Source organism: Glycomyces artemisiae (assembly GCF_003002955.1).
GTDB classification, from domain to species: Bacteria; Actinomycetota; Actinomycetes; order Mycobacteriales; family Micromonosporaceae; genus Glycomyces; species Glycomyces artemisiae.
The window spans coordinates 629,849-650,172 of the sequence record NZ_PVTJ01000001.1 but is presented as its reverse complement, the minus strand read 5'-3'; the positions used below and the strand labels follow the sequence as shown (position 1 = coordinate 650,172).

Annotated in this window: 19 protein-coding genes and 1 pseudogene; 8 read left to right on the top strand and 12 right to left on the bottom strand. The window is 71.1% G+C overall.

The genetic code is table 11. The annotated features are described in order from the left end of the window. Nucleotides 1-47 precede the first annotated feature (47 nt). Nucleotides 48-1,009, top strand: a pseudogene (locus tag B0I28_RS03050) (quinone oxidoreductase family protein). On the opposite strand, the gene B0I28_RS03045 reads toward B0I28_RS03050, so the two are convergent. Then, complete coding sequence (locus tag B0I28_RS03045) at nt 999-1,979, bottom strand: GlxA family transcriptional regulator (protein WP_106362314.1); 981 nt, start codon at nt 1,977-1,979, stop codon at nt 999-1,001. The pseudogene B0I28_RS03050 and the gene B0I28_RS03045 overlap by 11 nt on opposite strands. A 105-nt stretch (nt 1,980-2,084) precedes the next feature. Between B0I28_RS03045 and B0I28_RS03040 the strand changes: the two genes are divergently transcribed. Next, a complete protein-coding gene (locus B0I28_RS03040) occupies nt 2,085-3,008 on the top strand; it encodes a zinc-binding dehydrogenase (protein WP_106362313.1) in 924 nt (307 codons plus the stop codon). A gap of 54 nt (nt 3,009-3,062) precedes the next feature. Further along, nucleotides 3,063-3,692, top strand: coding sequence for a flavin reductase family protein (locus B0I28_RS03035; RefSeq protein ID WP_106362312.1), 630 nt, complete (start codon nt 3,063-3,065; stop codon nt 3,690-3,692). An 88-nt stretch (nt 3,693-3,780) separates the two neighbouring features. Here B0I28_RS03035 and B0I28_RS03030 read toward each other — a convergent pair whose 3' ends face one another. The 3 genes from B0I28_RS03030 to hisF form a co-directional block, all read right to left on the bottom strand. Further along, a complete protein-coding gene (locus B0I28_RS03030) occupies nt 3,781-5,559 on the bottom strand; it encodes an ABC transporter ATP-binding protein (protein ID WP_106362311.1) in 1,779 nt (592 codons plus the stop codon). Then, nucleotides 5,556-7,349: an ABC transporter ATP-binding protein gene (locus B0I28_RS03025; protein ID WP_342761192.1), complete on the bottom strand. Its 1,794-nt coding sequence runs from the start codon at nt 7,347-7,349 to the stop codon at nt 5,556-5,558. The genes B0I28_RS03030 and B0I28_RS03025 overlap by 4 nt, the downstream gene beginning before the upstream one ends. Before the next feature lie 189 nt (nt 7,350-7,538). Continuing rightward, entirely contained in the window at nt 7,539-8,300 is a 762-nt protein-coding gene (gene hisF, locus B0I28_RS03020; RefSeq protein ID WP_106362309.1) for an imidazole glycerol phosphate synthase subunit HisF, read from the bottom strand. 143 nt (nt 8,301-8,443) lie between these two features. On the opposite strand from hisF, the gene B0I28_RS03015 reads away from it, so the two are divergent. After that, nucleotides 8,444-8,863 carry a hypothetical protein gene (locus tag B0I28_RS03015; RefSeq protein ID WP_106362308.1) on the top strand — a complete coding sequence of 140 codons (420 nt, stop codon included), beginning with the start codon at nt 8,444-8,446 and terminating at the stop codon, nt 8,861-8,863. 10 nt (nt 8,864-8,873) lie between these two features. Beyond that, a complete protein-coding gene (locus B0I28_RS03010; protein ID WP_219926517.1) occupies nt 8,874-9,638 on the top strand; it encodes a TetR/AcrR family transcriptional regulator in 765 nt (254 codons plus the stop codon). 72 nt (nt 9,639-9,710) lie between these two features. Here the strand turns inward: B0I28_RS03010 and B0I28_RS03005 are convergent, their stop codons facing one another. From B0I28_RS03005 to B0I28_RS02980, 6 genes are all read right to left on the bottom strand, one after another. After that, nucleotides 9,711-10,121 carry an SCO5389 family protein gene (locus B0I28_RS03005; RefSeq protein WP_106362306.1) on the bottom strand — a complete coding sequence of 137 codons (411 nt, stop codon included), beginning with the start codon at nt 10,119-10,121 and terminating at the stop codon, nt 9,711-9,713. Between the two features lie 131 nt (nt 10,122-10,252). Further along, nucleotides 10,253-11,221 carry an ATP-binding protein gene (locus B0I28_RS03000; protein WP_106362305.1) on the bottom strand — a complete coding sequence of 323 codons (969 nt, stop codon included), beginning with the start codon at nt 11,219-11,221 and terminating at the stop codon, nt 10,253-10,255. 140 nt (nt 11,222-11,361) lie between these two features. Further along, nucleotides 11,362-12,273, bottom strand: a complete 912-nt coding sequence (locus B0I28_RS02995) for an amino acid ABC transporter permease (protein ID WP_181245613.1) — start codon at nt 12,271-12,273, stop codon at nt 11,362-11,364. A gap of 13 nt (nt 12,274-12,286) precedes the next feature. Next, nucleotides 12,287-12,943, bottom strand: coding sequence for an amino acid ABC transporter permease (locus B0I28_RS02990; RefSeq protein ID WP_106362303.1), 657 nt, complete (start codon nt 12,941-12,943; stop codon nt 12,287-12,289). A 77-nt stretch (nt 12,944-13,020) separates the two neighbouring features. After that, nucleotides 13,021-13,953: a glutamate ABC transporter substrate-binding protein gene (locus B0I28_RS02985; protein WP_106362302.1), complete on the bottom strand. Its 933-nt coding sequence runs from the start codon at nt 13,951-13,953 to the stop codon at nt 13,021-13,023. Between the two features lie 52 nt (nt 13,954-14,005). Beyond that, nucleotides 14,006-14,758 (bottom strand): ATP-binding cassette domain-containing protein, encoded by a 753-nt coding sequence (locus B0I28_RS02980; protein ID WP_106362301.1) that lies wholly within the window; start codon nt 14,756-14,758, stop codon nt 14,006-14,008. A gap of 254 nt (nt 14,759-15,012) precedes the next feature. On the opposite strand from B0I28_RS02980, the gene lipB reads away from it, so the two are divergent. Beyond that, nucleotides 15,013-15,711, top strand: a complete 699-nt coding sequence (gene lipB, locus B0I28_RS02975; RefSeq protein WP_106362622.1) for a lipoyl(octanoyl) transferase LipB — start codon at nt 15,013-15,015, stop codon at nt 15,709-15,711. 68 nt (nt 15,712-15,779) lie between these two features. Here the strand turns inward: lipB and B0I28_RS02970 are convergent, their stop codons facing one another. Both B0I28_RS02970 and B0I28_RS28185 read right to left on the bottom strand, forming a co-directional pair. Then, nucleotides 15,780-17,159, bottom strand: a complete 1,380-nt coding sequence (locus B0I28_RS02970) for an alpha/beta hydrolase (RefSeq protein ID WP_146147951.1) — start codon at nt 17,157-17,159, stop codon at nt 15,780-15,782. A 66-nt stretch (nt 17,160-17,225) separates the two neighbouring features. After that, on the bottom strand, nt 17,226-18,017 hold the full coding sequence (locus B0I28_RS28185) for an ABC transporter ATP-binding protein (RefSeq protein WP_106362299.1): 792 nt from the start codon (nt 18,015-18,017) through the stop codon (nt 17,226-17,228). Between the two features lie 209 nt (nt 18,018-18,226). Between B0I28_RS28185 and B0I28_RS02960 the strand changes: the two genes are divergently transcribed. Together B0I28_RS02960 and B0I28_RS02955 are read left to right on the top strand one after the other, a co-directional pair. Beyond that, nucleotides 18,227-19,291 carry an ABC transporter ATP-binding protein gene (locus B0I28_RS02960; protein ID WP_106362298.1) on the top strand — a complete coding sequence of 355 codons (1,065 nt, stop codon included), beginning with the start codon at nt 18,227-18,229 and terminating at the stop codon, nt 19,289-19,291. Next, entirely contained in the window at nt 19,288-20,310 is a 1,023-nt protein-coding gene (locus tag B0I28_RS02955) for an ABC transporter permease subunit (RefSeq protein WP_106362297.1), read from the top strand. The genes B0I28_RS02960 and B0I28_RS02955 overlap by 4 nt, the downstream gene beginning before the upstream one ends. Nucleotides 20,311-20,324 lie beyond the last annotated feature (14 nt).

Below are 20,324 nucleotides of genomic sequence, written 5' to 3'. Positions count from 1 at the left end.
CAGGGAGCCGCTAAGTTATGGGAGAACCTGCGGCGGAAGGAAACCTCATGAAGGCGATCGTGGTCGAGCGGACCGGCGGGCCGGGCGTGATGGCGACCCTGACGGCGAGGACCCGGGCCCGCGGCCCGGCCAGATCGCCGTCAGGGTCGCCGCGGCCGGCGTCAACTTCATCGACGTGTACCACCGCACCGGCGCCTACGGGCTGCCGCTGCCGTTCACGCCGGGCCTCGAAGGCGGCGGGTACGTCGCCGCGCTCGGCGAGGGCGTCACCGGCTTCGCCGTCGGCGACGAGGTCGCCTGGAAGAGCGTCCCCGGGTCCTACGCCGACCTCGTCGTCGCCGACGCGAACGAGTTCGTGCCCGTCCCGGAGAAAGTGGCGGTCGAGACCGCCGCGGCCGTCATGCTCCAGGGCCTCACCGCGCATTACCTGTGCAACAGCGTCTACGACGTGCAGGAGGGCGACACGGTCATCGTCCACGCCGCCGCGGGCGGCGTCGGCCTGCTCCTGACGCAGATGGTGAAGTACAAGGGCGGCAAGGTCATCGGCACCGTCTCCACCGACGCGAAGGCCGAACTGGCCCGCCAGAACGGCACCGACCACGTGCTGCGGTACGAGGGCTTCGGCGCCAAGGCCCGCGAGCTCACCGGCGGCGAGGGCGTCGCCGCCGTCTACGACGGCGTCGGCAAGACCACCTTCGACGAGGGCCTCGAAGCGCTCCGGCCCCGCGGCGTCATGGCCCTGTTCGGCCAGGCCAGCGGCCCCGTCCCGCCCGTCGACCCGCAGCGGCTCCACAAAGGCGGGTCGCTCGTCCTCACCCGCCCGACCCTCGGCGACTTCACACGCACCCGCGAGGAGTACCTCGCCCGCGCCGCCGACGTCTTCCAGATGATCGAGGACGACAACCTTCTCGTCCGCGTCGGCGAGACCTTCCGCCTCGAAGAGGCCCCCGAGGCCCACGAGCTGCTCCAGGCCCGCAAGACCACCGCGAAGCTCCTGCTCATCCCGTAGCGGCGTTCTCCCGGAACGTGCGGCGGTAGGCCGAAGGCGAGACGCCGAGGACGGCGCGCAGGTGCTGGCGCAGCGACACGCCCGTGCCCAGGCCCGAGCGCCGCGCGATCTGGTCCACCGTCAGGTCGGTGGCCTCCAGGAGGTGCCGGGCGTGCTCGACGCGCTGGCGGTTGAGCCAGTGCAGCGGGCTCTCGCCGGTCTCGTCGCGGAACCGGCGCGTGAACGAGCGGCGGCTCATCGCAGCCTGCGCGGCGAGGTCGTCGATGCCGATCGGCCGGTCCAGGTGGGCGAGCGCCCACGCGCGGGCCCCGGCCGTGCCCGCGTCCCGCTCCTCGGGGACGGGCCGCTCGATGAACTGCGCCTGCCCGCCCTCGCGCCACGGCGGGACCACGCAGCGGCGGGCGACCGCGTTCGCCACGCGCGCGCCGTAGTCGAGGCGCACCAGGTGCAGGCACAGGTCGACGGCCGCGCCCGCCCCGGCGGAGGTGAGGATGCGGCCTTCGTCGACGAACAGCACGTCGGGGTCGACGCGGATCTTCGGGAAGCGGCGCTGCAACCGGTCGGTGAGGACCCAGTGCGTCGTCGCGGCCTTCCCGTCGAGGAGGCCGAGCTCGGCGAGCACGAACGCCGCCGAGCAGAACGAGACGATGCGCGCCTCGGGCCGGATCGTCGCGAACGCCTCGGCGAGGCCCTCGGGGAGCTCGCGCACGTCGCACACGGGGCCGTCGGGCTGGATCGTGGCGACGACGACCGTGTCGGCCCACGCGAGTGCCTCCGGGCCGTGGTCCACTGTGACCGTGAACCCGCCGGAGGCCCTGACGGGGCCGCCGTCGAGGGAGCAGACCCGCACGTCGTAGCGGTGCGTGAGGTCGTCGCGGACCGCGGCCTTGAAGATCCGGTCGGGGACGCCGAGCTCGAACGCCATCACGTGGTCGAGCGCGAGGACCGCGACGCGGTGCGCAGCTGTCATGGCCCGATTGTTTCACATCATGGCCCTCGGGCCACTTTCCGGCGATCGCCTTGCGGCACAGAATGGGACGCGTACACCGATGGAGAGGAACCGAACATGGCCGTAATGCGAGCAGTGGTCCAGGACGAACTGGGCGGACCGGAGGTGCTGCACCTCGCCGAGGTCGAGCGCCCCGAACCGGGCCCCACCGAGATCCTCGTGCGAGTCCATGCGGCGGGCGTCAACCCGACCGACTGGAAGTCCCGCGAATCCGGCGGCCTCACCGGCCTGAAGCCGCCCTTCATCCTCGGATGGGACGTCTCCGGGACCGTGGAGGCCGTCGGCGCCAGCGTGCGGCTGTACGCGCCCGGCGACGAGGTCTACGGGATGCCGCGCTTCCCGCACCAGGCGGGCGGCTACGGGCAGTACGTGACCGCCCCGGCCCGCCACTTCGACTTCAAGCCGCAGTCGCTGACGCACGTGGAGGCCGCGGCGGTCCCGCTCACGGGCCTCACGGCGTACCAGGCGCTCGTCGACAACGCGGGCGTGCGCGAAGGCCAGCGCGTCCTGGTCCACGCCGCCGCGGGCGGCGTCGGCCACCTCGCGGTCCAGATCGCGAAGGCCCGCGGCGCGTACGTGATCGGCACGGCGAGCGAGGCGAAGCACGGGTTCCTGCGCTCGATCGGGGTTGACGAGGCGATCGACTACCGGTCCACGGACTTCGCGGCCGCAGTCTCGGACATCGACATCGTGGTGGACCCGATCGGCGGCGAGTACACCGCGAAGTCCGCCTCGGTCCTCAAGGACGGCGGCTTCCTCATGTCGGTCATCCCAGGCGACCTGCCCGACTCCGAGCGGGAGCGCCTGCACACCGGCTTCGTCCTGGTGGAACCCGACTGGAGCGGCATGCGCGCCCTCTCCGCGCTCATCAACGAGGGCAGGCTCCGCCCCACGATCGCCGAGACCTACCCCCTGGAGGAGGTCGCCAAGGCCCACGAGTCGCTCCAGACGGGCCGCACGGCCGGCAAGATCGTCCTCACCGTCGACTGACGCCGCGTCGTTTTCCGGCCAGCAGGGCCGGCGCGGGGCGGGTTCCATTGGGGCATGCATGTGAACACGCCGTTGAAGGTCCACTACTACGGGAGCGCCGTGGTGCTCCTGGGCACCCGGGACGAGGAGGGGCGACCGAACGTCGCGCCGATGTCGTCGGCGTGGTGGCTGGGGCAGTCCGCGATGCTCGGGATGGGCGACCGGTCGCAGACCGCAAGGAACATGCGGGCGGTGCGGGAGTGCACGATCAACCTGGTGCCGAGCGCGCTCGCGGACGCGGTGGACCGGCTGGCGGACCTGACCGCGACCGACCCGGTCCCGGAGGCGAAGGCCGCCAAGGGGTACCGGTTCGAGGCCGACAAGTTCGGGGCGGCCGGGCTCACCGCGCAGGCGGGCGAGCTGGTCGGGGCGCCGCGGGTCGCGGAGTGCCCGATCCAGCTCGAATGCCGGATCACCGCGGTCCACCCGTTCGGGAAGGGCTGCTCGGCGTTCGAGGCCGAGATCCTGCGGTCCCATGTGGATGAATCGCTGCTGGTGCCGGGCACCGCGTACGTGGACCCGCTCGCGTGGGACCCGCTGGTGATGAAGTTCTGCGACTACTTCGGGGAGGCCCGGAACCTGCGGGAGTCCACGCTCGCGCGGAACTGGCGGATGCCGCGCGGCCGCCTCGGCCGAGCCGCCTGACGCGACGGCATATCCGAGACGACTGCGCCTCCGAGACGACAGCGGGCCCGCTCGGCGACCGGGCGGGCCCGCAATGCGTCATCGTGCGTCAGCTGGAGCGGGTCTGCTCCACCCACGAGCCGTGGAGTCCCGCGTAGACCGAGCCGGCCTCGGCGGCGAGCTCGGCGTGGGGGCCGTGCTGGACGAGGTTCCCGGCGTCGAAGACCAGGACCTCGTCGGAGGTCTCGGCGGTCGAGAGGCGGTGGGCGATGATGACGGTGGTGCGGCCGCGGGTGACGGCGTCGAGGGCCGCAGAGAGGCGCAGCTCCGTCGCCGGGTCGACCGCGCTCGTGGCCTCGTCGAGGACGAGCAGGTCAGGGTCGGTCACATACGCGCGCACCAGGGACACGAGCTGGCGCTCCCCCACCGACAGGTTCGCGCCGCCCTCGCCCAGCTCGGTGTCGAGGCCCGCGGGGAGCGTCTCGACCCACTCGGTGAGCCCGAGTTCGGCGAACGCCACGTAGATCTCCGCGTCAGTGAGCTCGGGGCGGGCGAAGCGCACGTTGCGGGCGAGCGTGCCGTTGAACAGGAAGCCCTCCTGCGGGACCATCGTCACCCGGCCGCGCAGGGACGCGAATGTGACGCCCGTGAGATCCGCGCCGCCGAGGAGGACCCGCCCGGAGGTCGGGTCCATGAGCCGCGTCAGGAGCTTCGCGAACGTGGTCTTGCCCGAGCCGGTCTCGCCGACCACCGCGACCTTCGAATGCGCGCGGATCTCCACGTCGATGCCGTGCAGGACCTCCGCGCCGCCCGGGTACGCGAACCGCACGCCCTCGAAGCGGACCCCGAGGGGCCCTTCGGGAAGCGCGACGCCGTCGACCGGGTCGGCCACGTCGGGCTCGGTGTCGATGATGTCGAGGACCCGCCGCCAGCCCGAGACCGCGTTCTGCGCCTCGTTGAGCGTCTCGGTGCCGATGACCACCGGCTGCGTGAACAGCACGACCAGGAACAGGAACGCCGTCAGCTCCCCGACGGTCATCTGCCCGCCCGCGACGAGGAACGCGCCGAGGACCACCACGACCGCGTTGACGCCGAGGTACACGAGCTCGCCCGCGCCGAAGGAGAGGGCGGAGCGGCTGATCGCGCGGGTCTGGTCGCGCCGGTGCTCCTCGATCGACTCGTCCAGGCGCTCGCTCGTGCGCGCCCCGACCCCGTACGCGCGCACCGTGCCCGCGCCGACCACCGACTCGGCCACGGCCGACAGCATCTTCGACACCGAGCGCCGCACGCTCGTGTACGCCGACGCGAGGTGCTTCTGGAGCCACTTGATGAGCCACGTGACGGGGATGAACACGATCCACACGGCGATCGCGAGCTGCCACGAGTAGAACACCATGACCACGGTGGCGACGATGATCTGCGCCGTCGAGGTCACCAGGACCATGCCGCCCTGCTGGAGGAACTGGCTGATCTGGTCGATGTCGGTCGTCACCCGCGCGGTGAGCGCGCCGCGGCGCTCGGACTGCTGGTGCAGCATCGACAGGTCGTGGATGTGCCGGAACGTCTTGCGCCGCAACGCGGCGAGCGCGTGCTCGGAGACGACGAACAGGCGCCGGTTCATGACGTAGTTCGCGGCGGTGGTCACCAGGAGCGCGGCGGTGCCGAGCGCGGCGACGGCGAACACGTACGGCAGGTCGGGCCCGCCGGAGCCGAGGAGGCCCTCGTCGAGGATCTTCTGCGCGCCCACGGGCACGACGAGCCGCCCGAGCGCGGTGACGGCGGCGAGGAACACGGTGAAGCCGATGCCGCGCCGCAGCTCGGGGGAGAGCTGGAGGCCGCGCTTGACGGTCTCCCACGGGCCGGTCTGGGTCTGGTCCTCGGCGGTCACGCCGCACTCTCCTCATCGAATTCGCGTTCGGCCTCGGCCCGCTCGTAGGCGGTGACGAGGTCGGCGTAGGGCTGGTGGGTGCGCAGCAGCTCGGCGTGCGGGCCGCGGGCGGTGATGCGGCCGCCTTCGAGGAAGACGACCTCGTCGGCGAGCGCGATGGTCGCGCGCCGGTAGGCGACGACGAGGACGCTGACGGCCTCGGCGGAGTCCTTGAGCCCGGCGAGGATCTGCGACTCGACCTTCGGGTCGACGGCGCTGGTGGCGTCGTCGAGGACGAGCAGGCGCGGCTCGCCGGCGAGGGCGCGGGCGAGGGTGAGGCGCTGGCGCTGGCCGCCGGAGAGGCTGGTGCCGCGCTCGCCGACCTCGGTGTCGAGGCCGTCGTCGAGGTTCGCGATGAACTTCTCGGCTCCGGCGGCGGCGAGGGCGGCCCAGAGGCGCTCGTCGGCGTCGGGCCCGGTGTCGAGGCCGGGGCGGCCGAGGCCGATGTTGGCGCGGATCGTGTCGTCGAAGACGAAGGGGATCTGCTGGACGAGCGCGGTGGTGCGGGCGAGGCTCGCGTGGGTGAGGCCGCGGAGGTCCTCGCCGTCGACGCGGACGGTCCCGCGGGTGGGGTCGACGAGGCGGGCGGCGAGGTGGGCGAGGGTGGACTTGCCGGAGCCGGTGGCGCCGACGAGGGCGACGGTGGTGCCGGGCTCGACGGTGAAGGTGACTTCGCGGAGGGCCTCGTGGCCGTCGGGGTAGGCGTAGGCGACGGCGTCGAGTTCGAGCCGGGCGGGAGCGCCGGTCTCGGGGAGTTCCTTGTCGCCGTATGCCATGTCGCCGGTGGCGGAGAGGACGTGGTCGACGCGGGCGCGGCCGACGACGGACCCGGGGAGGTCGCCGAGGACCCAGCCGATGGCGCGGACGGGGAAGGCGAGCACGGAGAACATGAAGGAGACCGTGACGAGCTGTTCGAGGTCGATCGCGCCCGCTTCGAAGCGGGCGAGGCCGACGAGGAGCGCGATGAGCACGGCGATCTCGGGGAGCCCGGAGATGGCGGGATCGAAGGCGGCGCGCAGGCGCCCGACGCCGATCATGGCGTCGCGCAGCTCGGTGGCGGAGCCGCTGAAGCGCTCGGTCTCGGCGGCTTCGCGGCCCATGGCCTTGACGACGAGGGCGCCGTCGAAGGACTCGTGGCCGACCGCGGAGACTTCGGCGCGCAGCTCCTGGGCGCGCTTGGCGCGGGGGGCCATCTTGGTGGCGAAGACGGCGTTGAGGGCGAACAGGGCGGGGAACATGCCGAGGGCGACGAGCGCGACGGCCCAGTCGATGGTGAAGAACGCGATCATCGCGATGACGACCATGAAGAGGGTGCCGCACGCGAAGGGGAGGGGCGCGAGGGGGCGGGTGGCGGCCTCGACGTCGGCGTTCGCGTTGGACAGGAGCGTGCCGGTGGGGTGCTTCTGGTGCCAGGAGACGGGGAGGGCGAGGTAGCGGCGGGTGATCTGGCGGCGCCAGATGGCCTGGACGCCGAACTGCATGACGCCTGCGCCGATGCGCCTGGCGCACATGGAGGAGAAGCGGACGATGGAGGTGCCGAGGAGCGCGGCGACGCCGAGGAGGACGGTGCCGAGGGCGACTTCGCCGTTCTCGTAGGCGGGGACGGCGATCCCGGCGACGACCCAGCCCACGACGTAGGACAGCAGGAGGGTCATGCCGGTGTTGATCATGGCCCCGGCCGCGCCGACGGCGAAGGGCTTGGGGGCGAGCCGGATCATGTCGCCGATGTTCTTGAGGCCGCGGGCGAGGATGCGCTCGTCCGCGCCGGCGGCTAGGTCGTCGGGTGCGGTGGCGGCGCCGGTGGGCAGCGTCATTGGGTCTCCGGTCAGGTGGGTGCGCCAGCGTGGTGTTGCGAGGCGGTCGCTAGCCGGGCGGCAAGCGTCCGGTGGCAATGATGCCTCGCTCCTCCGACAGTCGCCAACCCTTATCGGAGCGGCGGCCTACCGCACCGGGTGCCCGGCGGCCTTGAGCTCCTGCTTGACCTCGCCGATGGCGACGTCGCCGAAGTGGAAGATCGAGGCGGCGAGGACCGCGTCAGCGCCCGCGGCGACCGCGGGCGGGAAGTGGGCGGCGGCGCCCGCGCCGCCGGAGGCGATGAGGGGCACGTCGACCGCGGCGCGGACCGCGGCGATGAGCGGCAGGTCGAACCCGGCCTTGGTGCCGTCGGCGTCGATCGAGTTGAGGAGGATCTCCCCCGCGCCGAGCCCCGCGGCCCGCGCGCACCACTCGACCGCGTCGATGCCGGTGCGCCGCCGCCCGCCGTGCGTGGTGACCTCCCACCCCGAATCCGTCTCTGCGCCCGAGGCGACGTCCGCCGAGAGCACGAGCACCTGGTTGCCGAAGCGGTCGGCGATCTCGGCGATGACCTCGGGCCGGGCGATGGCCGCGGTGTTGACGCCGACCTTGTCGGCGCCCGCGCGCAGGAGCCGGTCGACGTCGTCGGGGGTGCGGACCCCGCCGCCGACGGTGAGCGGGATGAACACCTGCTCGGCGGTGCGCGCGACGACGTCCATCATCGTGCCGCGGTCGTCGGAGGACGCGGTCACGTCGAGGAACGTCAGCTCGTCGGCCCCGGCCGCGTCGTAGGCGGCGGCCAGCTCGACCGGGTCGCCCGCGTCGCGCAGGTTCTCGAAGTTGACGCCCTTGACGACCCGCCCCGCGTCCACGTCCAGGCAGGGGATCACACGCACCGCAACAGTCACGCCGGAAAGCCTACCGGCAGCGGCGTCGCGTGGCGTCGGCCATATTTCAGCATGCGGTCTTGAACATGTTCAAGAAGCTGCGTAGCGTGGAATCAGAAGTTGAACATGTTCAACTCATGACCCCCAGAGAACGGAGCACCGCCATGGACATGACGGTCGTCGCCTACACCGCCTACCTGCTCGTCGCCGTCCCGCTCACCGTCTGGGTCGCCCGGACCCTGGGCGCCAACGGCTTCCACTTCATCAAGGACGTCTTCGACGGCGACGAGCAGCTCGCCCAGGCCGTCAACCGGCTCCTCCAGGTCGGCTTCTACCTGCTCAACTTCGGGTTCGTGGCCCTGTGGCTGCGCACCGGGACCGACATCGCCACCGCCCGCGGGGTCTTCGAGACCGTCGCCGTCAAGATCGGCGCCGTGCTCCTGGTCCTCGGCGTCCTGCACGTGCTCAACGTCATCGTCCTCAACGGCTTCCGCAGGCGCGGCCGCGTCGTGGACGCCCGCGCCCTCGGCGCGATGGAGCCGCCGCGCCCGCGGCCGGGTCAGTACGGCCCTCAGCCCCAGTAGGATCGCCTTTGTGAGCGCCTCTGCTTCCGAACCCGATCAGGCCGACGCGTCCGCCCGCCCCTCCAGCAAGGGCGAGCGGACGCGGCAGCGCATCATCGACACCGCCCTCGACATGTTCGCCGAGCGCGGCTACGACAAGACGACGATGCGGGCGATCGCGGCCGAGGCCGGGGTGTCCGTGGGGAACGCGTACTACTACTTCAAGTCCAAGGAGCACCTGATCCAGGGCTTCTACGAGCAGGCCACGAACCGGCACGCCGAGCTGACGCCGACGATGCTGGAGGGCAAGGAGACGCTCGCGGAGCGGATCGAGGCGGCGCTCCTGGCGTGGCTCGACATCGCCGGGCCCTACCACGCGTTCGCGGGCCAGTTCTTCCGCAACGCGGCCGACCCGTCGAGCCCGCTGAGTCCGTTCTCGGAGGACTCCGGCGAGAGCCGCGACCGGGACATCGCGCTCTACCGGGAGGTCCTGGAGGGCTCGAAGACCAAGGTGCCCAAGGACATGGCCGACATCCTCCCCGAGATGCTGTGGCTGCACCAGATGGTGGTGGTCCTGCACTGGGTGTACGACAACTCCCCCGGCCAGGAGAAGTCGAAGGAGCTGGCGCGGCGCACCGCGCCGCTGGCCGCCCGCGTCGTGGCGCTGTCGCGGCTGAAGATCCTGCGGCCCCTGGTGAAGCAGGGCGAGGAGCTGGTGCGGGACTTCCTCATCACGCGGCGCCCCGGGCACTACGGCGCGCAGCCCGAGGACGGGGCCGAGGGCGGGCCCGCGTAGCCCGAAGGGCCGCCCGGACGCCGTTGTCCTTGCGGCCCTTCGGTGGTGCGGTACGTCGTCGGCGGTGCGCCGCTAGCAGTCCTTCAGCTCGGGCGACTGGTTGAGCAGCTGCCCGCGCGGCGAGGTGAACTTGCGGTAGGTGTCCGAGTCGACCTCGGAGACCGGGAACGCCGCGATGCGGTGGCAGTTCTGGAAGGCGAACTTGACGCCGTGGTGGCGCTCCAGCGCGGCCCGCATCGAGTCCGAGGCGAGGGCCCGCAGGAGCTGGCCGCGGGCCTGCTCGTCCGGCGGCGGCGTGGTGTTGTCCGCGAACTGGGTCGACCCGGAGGACGAGACGACCCCGTTCTTCAGGTCGTCGGCGACCTTCGCGAAGAGGTCCCACGCGAACGGCAGGGACTGCTTGATGCAGTCCAGGAACTCCGCGTCGGTCACCTCCCCCGCTTCGGCCTTGCTGAGCAGGTCTTCAGAGACGTCAAGGGACATGCGTACTCCTCTCGGTTCGGAATCGGTTCATTGTGCTGGCGCCCGTGCCCTTCCGCTGTCGGGTACTCGACGCAGACGGGTCCGGCGCCCCCGGGCGTCCAGAAGGGGCCCGGGCGCGGTCTGGGGCGGCCCTAGTGGACGGGCGCGTTCAGGAGGTGCTCGCCGAGGACGAAGTCCGGGACGATCTGGTCGGCGAGGTTCACCCCGGCGCGGTCGTTGCCCCAGGCGAGGGCGGCCTTGCGGTGGAACTCGTGGGCCTGGCGGGTGAACTTGGCCCAGTCCTTGCCCGCGGCCGCGGCCCGCTCGCGTGCGGCGTCCACGACGGCGAGGTTCTCCGGTTCGAGGTCGGCGACGGGGCCGACGCTGCCGCGCTCGGCGGCCTTGACGTACTTCGAGCGCGCACACCAGCCCAGGAGCGCGTCCCCGACGTGCTCGCGCAGGAACGCCACATCGTACTCGTCGTCGATCTTGTTGCCGATCACCGAGATCCGCACGTCGTAGTCCTCGGCGTAGCCCAGGTACTGCTTGTAGACGCCCACGGAGCGCAGCGTCGGCTCGCACACCAGGAACGTGTGGTCGAAGCGGGTGAACATGCCCGAGGCGAAGGCCTCGGCGCCCGCGACCATGTCGACCACGACGAACTCGTCGGTGCGGTCCACGAGGTGGTTGAGCAGCAGCTCGACCGCGCCGACCTTCGAGTGGTAGCAGGACACGCCGAGGTCGTCCTCGACGAAGCCGCCGGTGGCGGCGAAGCGGATGCCGTCGTGCTCGGTGAACAGGTCGTCGAACAGCGGGTTCGACTCGCGCACGGTGACCAGGCGCGAGCCGGGCCCCGGCGGCGTGGTCTTGAGCATGAGGTCGGCCGAGGGCACGAGCGGGTTGGTGCCGCGCAGGTAGTCCTTGATGTCGGCCAGGCGCTCCCCCAGCACCGGGCCCATCGCGGCGGCCTCGGCGTCGAGGCCGAGCGCCGCGGCCAGGTGCTGGTTGATGTCGGCGTCAATGGCCAGCACCGGGTGGCCCAGCGCGGCGGCGCGCCGCGCGAACAGCGAGGCCATCGTGGTCTTGCCCGAGCCGCCCTTGCCGACGAAGGCGAGTTTCATCGTTCCGGTCCCCCACCAATTGAAAATGGTTGTTGATTTCAAGAGGGAGCCTAGCAGGCCGCGAAAACGACTGTCGCTCATACGGAAGGGCCCCGCCTGCCGGAGCAGACGGGGCCCTCTCGGGTCGTGCGAACGGGATATCAGACGACGGTGCCGGCGGTGCCGCCGGCGACCACCGATTCCAGCTGCGCGGCGGCCTTGGGGGCCGCGGTCTTCTTGCGCATGCGCCGCTCGGCGAAGACCACCACCTTCGAGAGCGCGTACGCCATCGCGAAGTAGATGAGCGCCGCGATGATGAGCGCCTGGAGGAAGGAGTTGCTGTAGTCGCGGCCGATGATGTTGGCCGAGTGCAGCAGCTCGGGGTAGGTGATCACGTAGCCCAGCGAGGTGTCCTTGAGGAGGATCACCAGCTGCGCGAGGACCGCCGGGAGCATGTTCCGCAGCACCTGGGGCAGCACGATGAGGCGCTGCACCTGCCCGTGGCGCAGGCCGATCGCCTGGCCCGCCATCGCCTGGCCCGGGGGCAGGGCGTTGACGCCGGCACGGAGGATCTCGGCGAGGATCGCGGCGTTGTAGATGCCGAGGCCCAAGACCAGGAAGGTCAGGCGCCGGGCCTCGCCGCTCCATCCGAGCGTGTCGGTGGTGAACCCGAAGTGCCCGTCGATGGTGAAGGAGACCCAGATCAGGAGCACCAGCGGCAGCGACCGGAAGAACTGCACGTAGACCGTGGAGGCCGCGCGCGTCGGCAGGAACCTGGAGATCCGGCCGAAGCCGATGAAGACACCGAGCACGAGGGCGACCAGCGAGCCCAGGGCGAACGCCACGAGCGTGTTGACGATCGCCGGAATCCAGGTGGTCTCCACGACGAGCGCGTCGAGCGGGTTGACCCAGCGGGAGGACTCGAAGAAGCCCTCGCCGTAGAGCACGTAGGCGACCCAGCCGAGCACGCCGAGGATGACGACCGCCGAGGCGATCGCGGCGATGTTCGCGTTGCGCCGCCCCTTGGGGCCGAGCGCGTCGAACAGGACGGTGGTCTCGTTCTTGCTGTTCACGATTCGGCCCCTCTCACCGGACGAAAGCGGTGCGCTTCTCAGCGATCCGCACGAGGTAGCTGAGGACGAAGGCGATCAGCAGGTAGCCGACCGTCACGCAGATGATGACCCCCCAGAGGTCGAAGCGGCTCTGGGTGTCCTCGATGAGCCGCCGCGACCGGGCGGTGAGTTCGGGGACGCCGATGGCGAGCACCAGCGCGCTGTTCTTGACCAGGGCGATCAGGAGCGAGCCGAGCGGCGGGATGACCGCGCGCACGGACTGCGGCAGGATCACCGAGCTCAGGGACTGCCCGAAGGTGAGCCCCAGCGAGCGGGCGGCCTCTGACTGGCCGAGCGGGATCGAGTTGATGCCCGAGCGCATGGTCTCGCCGACGAACGCGCCGGTGTACATGCCGAGGCCGAGCAGGGCCCAGACCCAGTTGTCCGCCACGATGCCGACCTTGGGCAGGCCGAAGTACATGATGAACAGGACGGCGAGCAGCGGCACGTTGCGGAACAGCTGCGTGTAGGCGTTGGCGGCCCAGCGCGCGGGGAAGGCGGGGCTGACGTGCATGACCACGAGGACCATGCCGATGACGAGCGCGATGGCGTAGCTGGTGAGGGTGACCCACACGGTGGTCCACATACCGGCACCGAGGGCCTCGATCATCAGGTCGAAATTGTCGAACAAGCGGACTCCTCCATAAGGCGGGCGGCGGCGGCCGACTGCGCGGCCGCCGCCGCCTCACCGAACGGTTGCGAAGGGACCTAGTACCGGTTCGGGGCCGGCAGCGGGTCCGGGACCGGCATGCCGGCGGCGCCGAAGGTCAGGTCGAACGCCTTCTGCCAGTCGCCGTTGGCCAGGATCTCGTCGATCATGTCGTTGACGAAGCTGCGCGCGTCGGTCTCGCCGAGCGGCATGGCCACACCGTAGGGCTCGTCGGTGAAGATGTTCGACGAGTCGAGGACGCGGAAGGCGTCGGGCTTGTCGACGGTGAAGCCGTAGAGGATGGTCTCGTCGGTGCTGACGGCGTCGGTCTGGCCGTTCTCCAGGGCCTCGGCGCAGGCGGCGTAGTCGGCGAGCGGCGTGATGACGGCGTCGGGGTTCTCGGCCTCCAGGTTCGCGATCGAGCCGGAGCCCTCGGCGATGCACACGTTCTTGCCGGCGAGGTCGGCCACCGAGTTGATGTCCGTGTTGTCGGCGGCGACCATGACGTTCTGGCCGGTCTGGAAGTACGGGCCGGCGAACTCGAACTGGGTCAGGCGGTCGGGGTACATGGAGTACGAGGCGATGACCGCGTCGACGGTGCCGTCGTTGATGTACGTCTCGCGGTTCTGCGAGGTGGTCTCGACGAAGACCAGGTTCGCGTCGTCGCCCTCTTCGACGACCTCGCCGAAGATGTAGGTGGCGAGGAGGCGGGCCATCTCGGCGTCGAAGCCCTCGATCTTGCCGGTGGCGGTGTTCTTCTGGCCGATGAGCGGCTGGTCGAACTTGACGCCGACGGTGAGCACGCCCTTGTCCTGGATGTCCTGGATATAGCCGGCGGGGATCTCCGCGGCCTGCTCCAGGGAGTACGAGCCGACTGACTCCTCCAGGGACTCCTGCTCCTCGGCGTCCTGGCTGGCCTCGCCGGAGCAGGCGGCCAGGGACAGCAGGCCGGCGGCCGCAATCGCGGCGGCGGCCTTGCGGAATGCGCGCATGGCTGTTTCCTTCCTTATGGGTGGGGCTGACAGTGTGGTGTTCGGGTGCGGCTCAGTGGGACATGACCTTGGCGAGGAAGTCCTGCGCGCGAGCGGTCTTCGGGTCGTCGAAGAACTCGTCGGGCGGCGCGACCTCCACGATCTGGCCGTCGGCCATGAACACGACGCGGTTGGCGGCGCGGCGGGCGAAGCCCATCTCGTGGGTCACCACGACCATGGTCATGCCCTCGCGGGCGAGGTCCTGCATGACGTCGAGGACCTCGTTGATCATCTCGGGGTCGAGCGCGGAGGTCGGCTCGTCGAACATCATGAGCTTGGGGTCCATGGCGAGGCCGCGGGCGATGGCCACGCGCTGCTGCTGGCCGCCGGAGAGCTGCGAGGGGAAGGCGTCGGCCTTGTCGGCCAGGCCCACCCGCTGCAGGAGCTGGCGGGCGCGCTCCTCGGCCTTGGCCTTCGGCGTGCGGCGCACCTTGATCGGGCCCAGGGTGATGTTCTGGAGGACCGTGAGGTGCGCGAAGAGGTTGAAGTGCTGGAACACCATGCCGACGTCGGCGCGCAGGTTGGCGAGCGCGCGGCCCTCGGCGGGGAGGGGCTTGCCGTTCACGGTGATCGAGCCGGCGTCGACGGTTTCGAGGCGGTTGATGGTCCGGCACAGCGTCGACTTGCCGGAACCGGAGGGTCCGATGAGGACCACGACCTCGCCGTCGTCCACGGTCAGGTCGATGTCCTTGAGCGCGTGGAGGTTTCCGAAGTGCTTGTTCACTCCTTGGATGGAGACCATCGGAGCCTTCGGCGTTGCTTCCATTCGTATCCCTGTGGTCGTGTGGAACCCTCGACTGGCGCGGGGCGAGCGGATTGGGCTTTAAATACCTTAGGAATAGTAGTGTGACAGCTCACGCCGGGTCACCGGGGCGGCCGTGGGCCGCAACTAGTCGGCAATTAAGTAACGGCATCATAAACGAGGACCTGCCCATAACGGGCACGACGCACGCCTGGAACAACCGTGACGCACGCGGCTGAAGCTGGCCGCCGGGGCGCGCGGAGGACTAGGGTCGGATGATGACCGCATCAGTGGGAGCCGGCGGCGTCGACACCGCCGGGACCAGCACGATCAGCACCGTTGAAGGCATCACGGTGGAGCAGCGCGGCCTCATGGACTACCAGGAGGCGTGGGACTACCAGAAGGAGCTCCAGCAGCGGCGGATCGACGACGAGATCGGCGACACCGTGCTGCTGCTCCAGCACCCGAGCGTGTACACGGCGGGGCGGCGCACCGAGACGTGGGCGCTGCCGCAGGACGGGACGCCCGTGGTCACGACCGATCGCGGCGGCCAGATCACCTGGCACGGGCCGGGCCAGATCGTCGGGTACCCGATCATGAAGATGCGCAACAAGGTCGACGTGGTCGGCTACGTGCGCCGGGTCGAGGACATGATCTCGGCGGTGTGCCACGAGATGGGCGTGTCGTCGGCGCGCGGGCGCCTGCGCGACCGCACGGGCGTGTGGCTGCCGGAGGACGACAAGGGCCCGGAGCGGAAGATCTGCGCGATCGGCGTGCGGGTCCGCTGGGCGACGACGATGCACGGCTTCGCGCTCAACTGCAACCCGGACATGAGCTACTGGGACCGGATCGCGCCGTGCGCGATCACCGACGCGGACGTCACGAGCCTCTCGCGGGAGCTGGGCCGGGACGTGACCGTGGACGAGGTGCTGCCGGTCGTGAAGAAGCACCTGGGGCTGCTGCTCGAACGCGACTAGCGGACGGACATTCAGGAACGGGCGCGGCCGGTGGCCGCGCCCGTTTCCGCGTCTCGCGTTCCGGCGGCCTAGGAGCAGGCGTCGTTCGGCACGGGCTGCTCGTCGGCGAGCTGCGGGTCGCCGCCGAGGAGGACCTGGAGGATGTTGTTCCAGGCGTCCCCTTCGGGGTAGAAGACCTCGGAGTGGGAGTGGACGCCTTCGATGGTCTTCCCGGCGATGCCCTGGTCGGCGAGGCTCCTGCCGTAGTCGTCGACCGCGCCGGGGGCGTCGGAGAGGCTGCCGGTGGCGAGGGTCTGCACGCCTGGGAAGTCGTCGGGGTCGGCGCCGTGGCCCAGGAGCGGGACGTACGGCATGCCCTGCACGTAGGAGATCGGGTCGCCGGGCGCGGTGATGGAGTAGCGGGTGCGGCACGGCTCGGAGTAGTCCTCGGGGCTGTACACGTCGTTGCCCATGCCCGCGGAGGCGATGTGGAGGACCTGGTCGGCTTCGAGGTCGTAGGTCTCGGCGTAGCCGATGACGGCGCCGCCGTAGGAGTGGCCCATGAGGGTTAGGGGGCGGTCGCCGATCTGGTTGCGCAGGTCGAACGTGAAGGACGCGAGGCTCTCGGCGGCGACCTGCGACCAGGACGCCCAGGACTCCTCGACCCACCCGGAGGGCCAGGAGGCGGCGGCCCACACGACGATCGCGAGCTCCCCGTCGGAGGCGTCCACGAAGGACTTCGCGCGGTGGTAGTAGAGGTCGAAGTTCTCGCTGGAGAGGACCGCGGAGCCGCCGGGGACGAGGACCGCGACGTTCGCGGCGGTGTCGAGGTCGCCGACGACCTCGATCCAGGAGCCGTCGCCCGCGTTGTTGTACGGGTCGAGGTAGAGGAACTGGCGGCCGGAGCCGATGAGGCGCTGGAGCTCCTCGCGGGGCGGGCGCTCGGCGTCGCCGGTCCAGGGGCGGTCGGGGCTGGCGTACGCGGTGGAGGCGGCGGTGGTCGCTTCGAGGACGATCTGGTTGGCGGCCATGCGGGCGTGGAAGGGCGCGCCGGGCATCTCGGCGATCGCGGAGGGGTAGAGGACCGCGAGCCACGCGGTCTGCTCCTCGCCGAGGCCGGTGAAGAAGTCGTTGACTTCGAGCGGGTCGAGGCCGCCGCCCGCGTCGTAGAGGGCGGCGAGCGCGGCGCCGAGTTCGCCGGAGGCGGCGGTGGGGACGGCCGCGACGAGCTCGGCGGCGGTCGCGGGGTCGGCGAGCGCGGCGTCGAGCGCGGCCTGCGGGTCGTCGCCGCCGACGGGTGCGCTCGTGCGCATGGCGGCGAGCTCGGCGGTGGGGTCGGCGGCGAGCACGGGCACCGCGTGGAGCTGCTCCGCTTCGGCTTCGCCGAGGCGGGTCAGTCCGGCGAGGTACACGAGCGCCAAAACGGCGACGGCCGTCAGGACCGTCGCACGCCACCACCGGAATCTCACCGGCTCAGCGTAGCCGAGCCGGGCGCGGGGCGGCGAACGCTGCGCGTGTGAGAACGGCCCGGTGAGTCAGGCGGCGGTGGCGGTGAAGCGGTTGCCGTTGGCGGTGAGGGTCAGGGGGAGGCCGAAGGCTTTGGAGAGGGTCTCGGAGGTGAGGGCCTCGGCGATCGGGCCCGCCGCGATGACGCCGCCGTTGGAGAGGACCAGGGCGTGGGTGAAGCCCGGGGGGATCTCCTCGACGTGGTGGGTGACGAGGACGAGCGCGGGGGCGGCCTCGTCGCGGGCGAGGCCCGCGAGGGTGGCGACGAGCGCTTCGCGGGCGCCGAGGTCGAGTCCGGCGGCGGGCTCGTCGAGGAGGAGCAGCTCGGGGTCGGTCATGAGCGCGCGGGCGATGAGGACGCGCTTGCGCTCGCCCTCCGACAGCGTTCCGAACAGGCGGTCGCTGAGCTGGGCGACGCCGAGCCAGCGCATGAGCGAGGCGGCGCGCTCGTCGTCCTGCGGGTCGTACTCCTCGCGCCAGCGGCCCATCATGCCCCAGGCGGCGGTGCGGACCACGTCGAACGCCTTCTCGTCGCGCGGGATCGCGTCGGCGACCTGCGTCGTGGTGAGGCCGATGCGCGGGCGCAGCTCGAACACGTCGACGCGGCCGAGGCGCTCGCCGAGGATCTGGACGACGCCGGAGGTGGGGTGGTTGCGGGCTGCCGCTAGGTTGAGCAGCGTCGTCTTCCCCGCACCGTTGGGGCCGAGGACGACCCACCGCTGGTCGGCGTCGACTTGCCAGTCGACGCCGTCGAGGAGCTGGTTGCCGCCGCGTCGCACGGTGACGCCGGACAGGTCGAGGACGCGTTCAGACTGAGCCACGGGTCAATGAAACCACGCGCCCCCGACGGCCGGGCACAGGCGGGCCTTGAGGTGGGAGTAGGACACACGGGCGAGCCCTCCCACCGACCGGGCGGACCCGCGGCGTTCCGGCGGCCGTGCAACGGCACGGCCTCCGGCGGCGTCTCTTGTACGTGCATTGCACGCCGCCGCGCCCGCGGCGGCGCCGACCCCCGACTGGAAACGAGTTCATGCCCCCCATCATCGAGATATCGGGGCTGCGGAAGACGTATCGACGGAGCTTCCGCCAGCCGCACAACGCGTTGGACGGCCTCGACCTTGAGGTCGCCGCGGGCCAGGTGCACGGTTTCCTGGGCCCCAACGGGTCCGGGAAGACGACGACGCTGCGGGCCCTGCTCGGGCTCATCCGCGTCGACGGCGGGACCATGCGGATCTTCGGCCAGGAGGTGCCGCACCGGCTCCCGGAGGTCGTGGGTCGCATCGGCGCGGTCGTGGAGTCCCCGCAGTTCTTCAAGCACTTCTCGGGGCGGCTGACGCTCCAGCTCCTCGCCGAGAGCGCCGGGGTCCCGAAGGAGCGCGTCGAAGCGGTCCTGGAGCAGACGGGCCTGCGCGACGCCGCGAAGTCGGCCGTCAAGGGCTACTCGCTGGGCATGCGCCAGCGCCTCGCGGTCGCGCAGGCGCTGCTGAAGCAGCCCGAGCTGCTGATCCTCGACGAGCCCGCGAACGGCCTGGACCCGGCGGGCATCCACCACATGCGCGAGCTGCTCCAGTGGCTCGCGCACGAGCAGGGCGTCACGGTCGTGGTGTCCTCGCACCTCCTGTCGGAGGTGCAGCAGCTGTGCGACTCGATGACGATCGTGTCCCGCGGGCGGCGGATCGTCGACGGCTCGGTGGCCGAGATCATCGCGGGCCACTCGGGGGCGTCGCTGAGCGTGCGGTTCCCGGACGCGGCGTCGCTGCCGGAGGCCGCTGATGCGCTGGTGAACGCGAAGCCGGAGGTCGGCGCGGTCGTGGAGCGCGACCGCCTGGTCGTGACGGGCGCGCCGGAGGCGGCGTGGGTGACGCGGACGCTCGCCGACGCGGGGATCTACCTGTCGGAGCTGGTGACGCAGACGAAGAACCTGGAGTCGGTGTTCCTGGAGCTGACGGGGACCGCCCCGCAGCCGGGGCAGACCGTCCAGGTCGGGCAGTCGGTGGCGGTGCCGCAGACGGCGGCGCCGATCGAGGTGCCGGTCGCAGTGACGCCCGACGCCGGGCCCCAAGCCGGAACCGAAGCCGAGGAGGCGCAGCGGTGAACCTGTTCAAAGCGGAGCTGCGGCGCATCGCGCGCCGGCGCCTGACCCTGGTGTTCGGAATCCTCCTGCTCGCCGGCGTGGTGGGCCTCGCGGTGATCCTGGCGTCCATCTCAACGGAGGGCCCCGACGAGGCGGCCCTCGCGGAGGCGCAGGCGCAGGCCGACGAGATGAACGAGCAGAACCCCGACTACCTGGACTGCGTCGAGGACGAGTCCTACTTCGAGGACAACGAGATGTACGGCTGGGTCGAGACCGACCCGGAGTACGAGGGCATGAGCCACAAAGAGGCCTGCGAGCACGCCGTGGGCGGCTGGTGGGCGGAGGACTTCCTCTGGACGTACACGTTCGACTTCGCAGATGAGGGGCCGTTCCTCATCGTCGGAGTCATGATCGTGGCCGGTCTGGTCATGATGCTCCTCGGGTCGTCGGCGATCGGCGCCGAGTGGTCGAGCGGCGGCATGTCGAACCTGATGGTGTGGCACCCGAACCGGATGCGGCTGTGGGGCGCCAAGCTCGGCGCGGCGCTGACGGCGTGCGCGGCGGGGGTGGTCGTCCTGGCGGCGCTCGCGTTCGGTCTGCTGGTGCTGGTGGCCTCGCTGCGCGGCGAGGTCGGCGTGCTCAACGGCGTGTGGTGGGAGGACACGCTGGAGCTGGTGCTGCGGACGGGCGTGCTCGCCCTGGGCATGACTCTCCTCGGCGCGTCGCTGGCGATGCTCGGGCGGCACACGGCCATCGCGGGCGGCGTCATCGCGGGCTACCTGATCATCGGGGAGCTGATCGTGAACATGGTGTCGATGAACCTGTCGATGGACTTCCCCGAACGCCTGTCGCTGTACACGTGGGTGGGCGCGTGGATCACCGGTCGGATCGAGTTGGTCGGCGGATACACCGGTTTCAACGACATGACCCCGGACGTCATGGTCATCACCTGGAGCGACGCCGGGGCCCTCCTCGGCGGCATCGTCCTGCTGTTCGCCGCACTGGCGACCTGGTCCTTCCAGCGCCGCGACGCGGCTTAGCCGAAACGCACGAC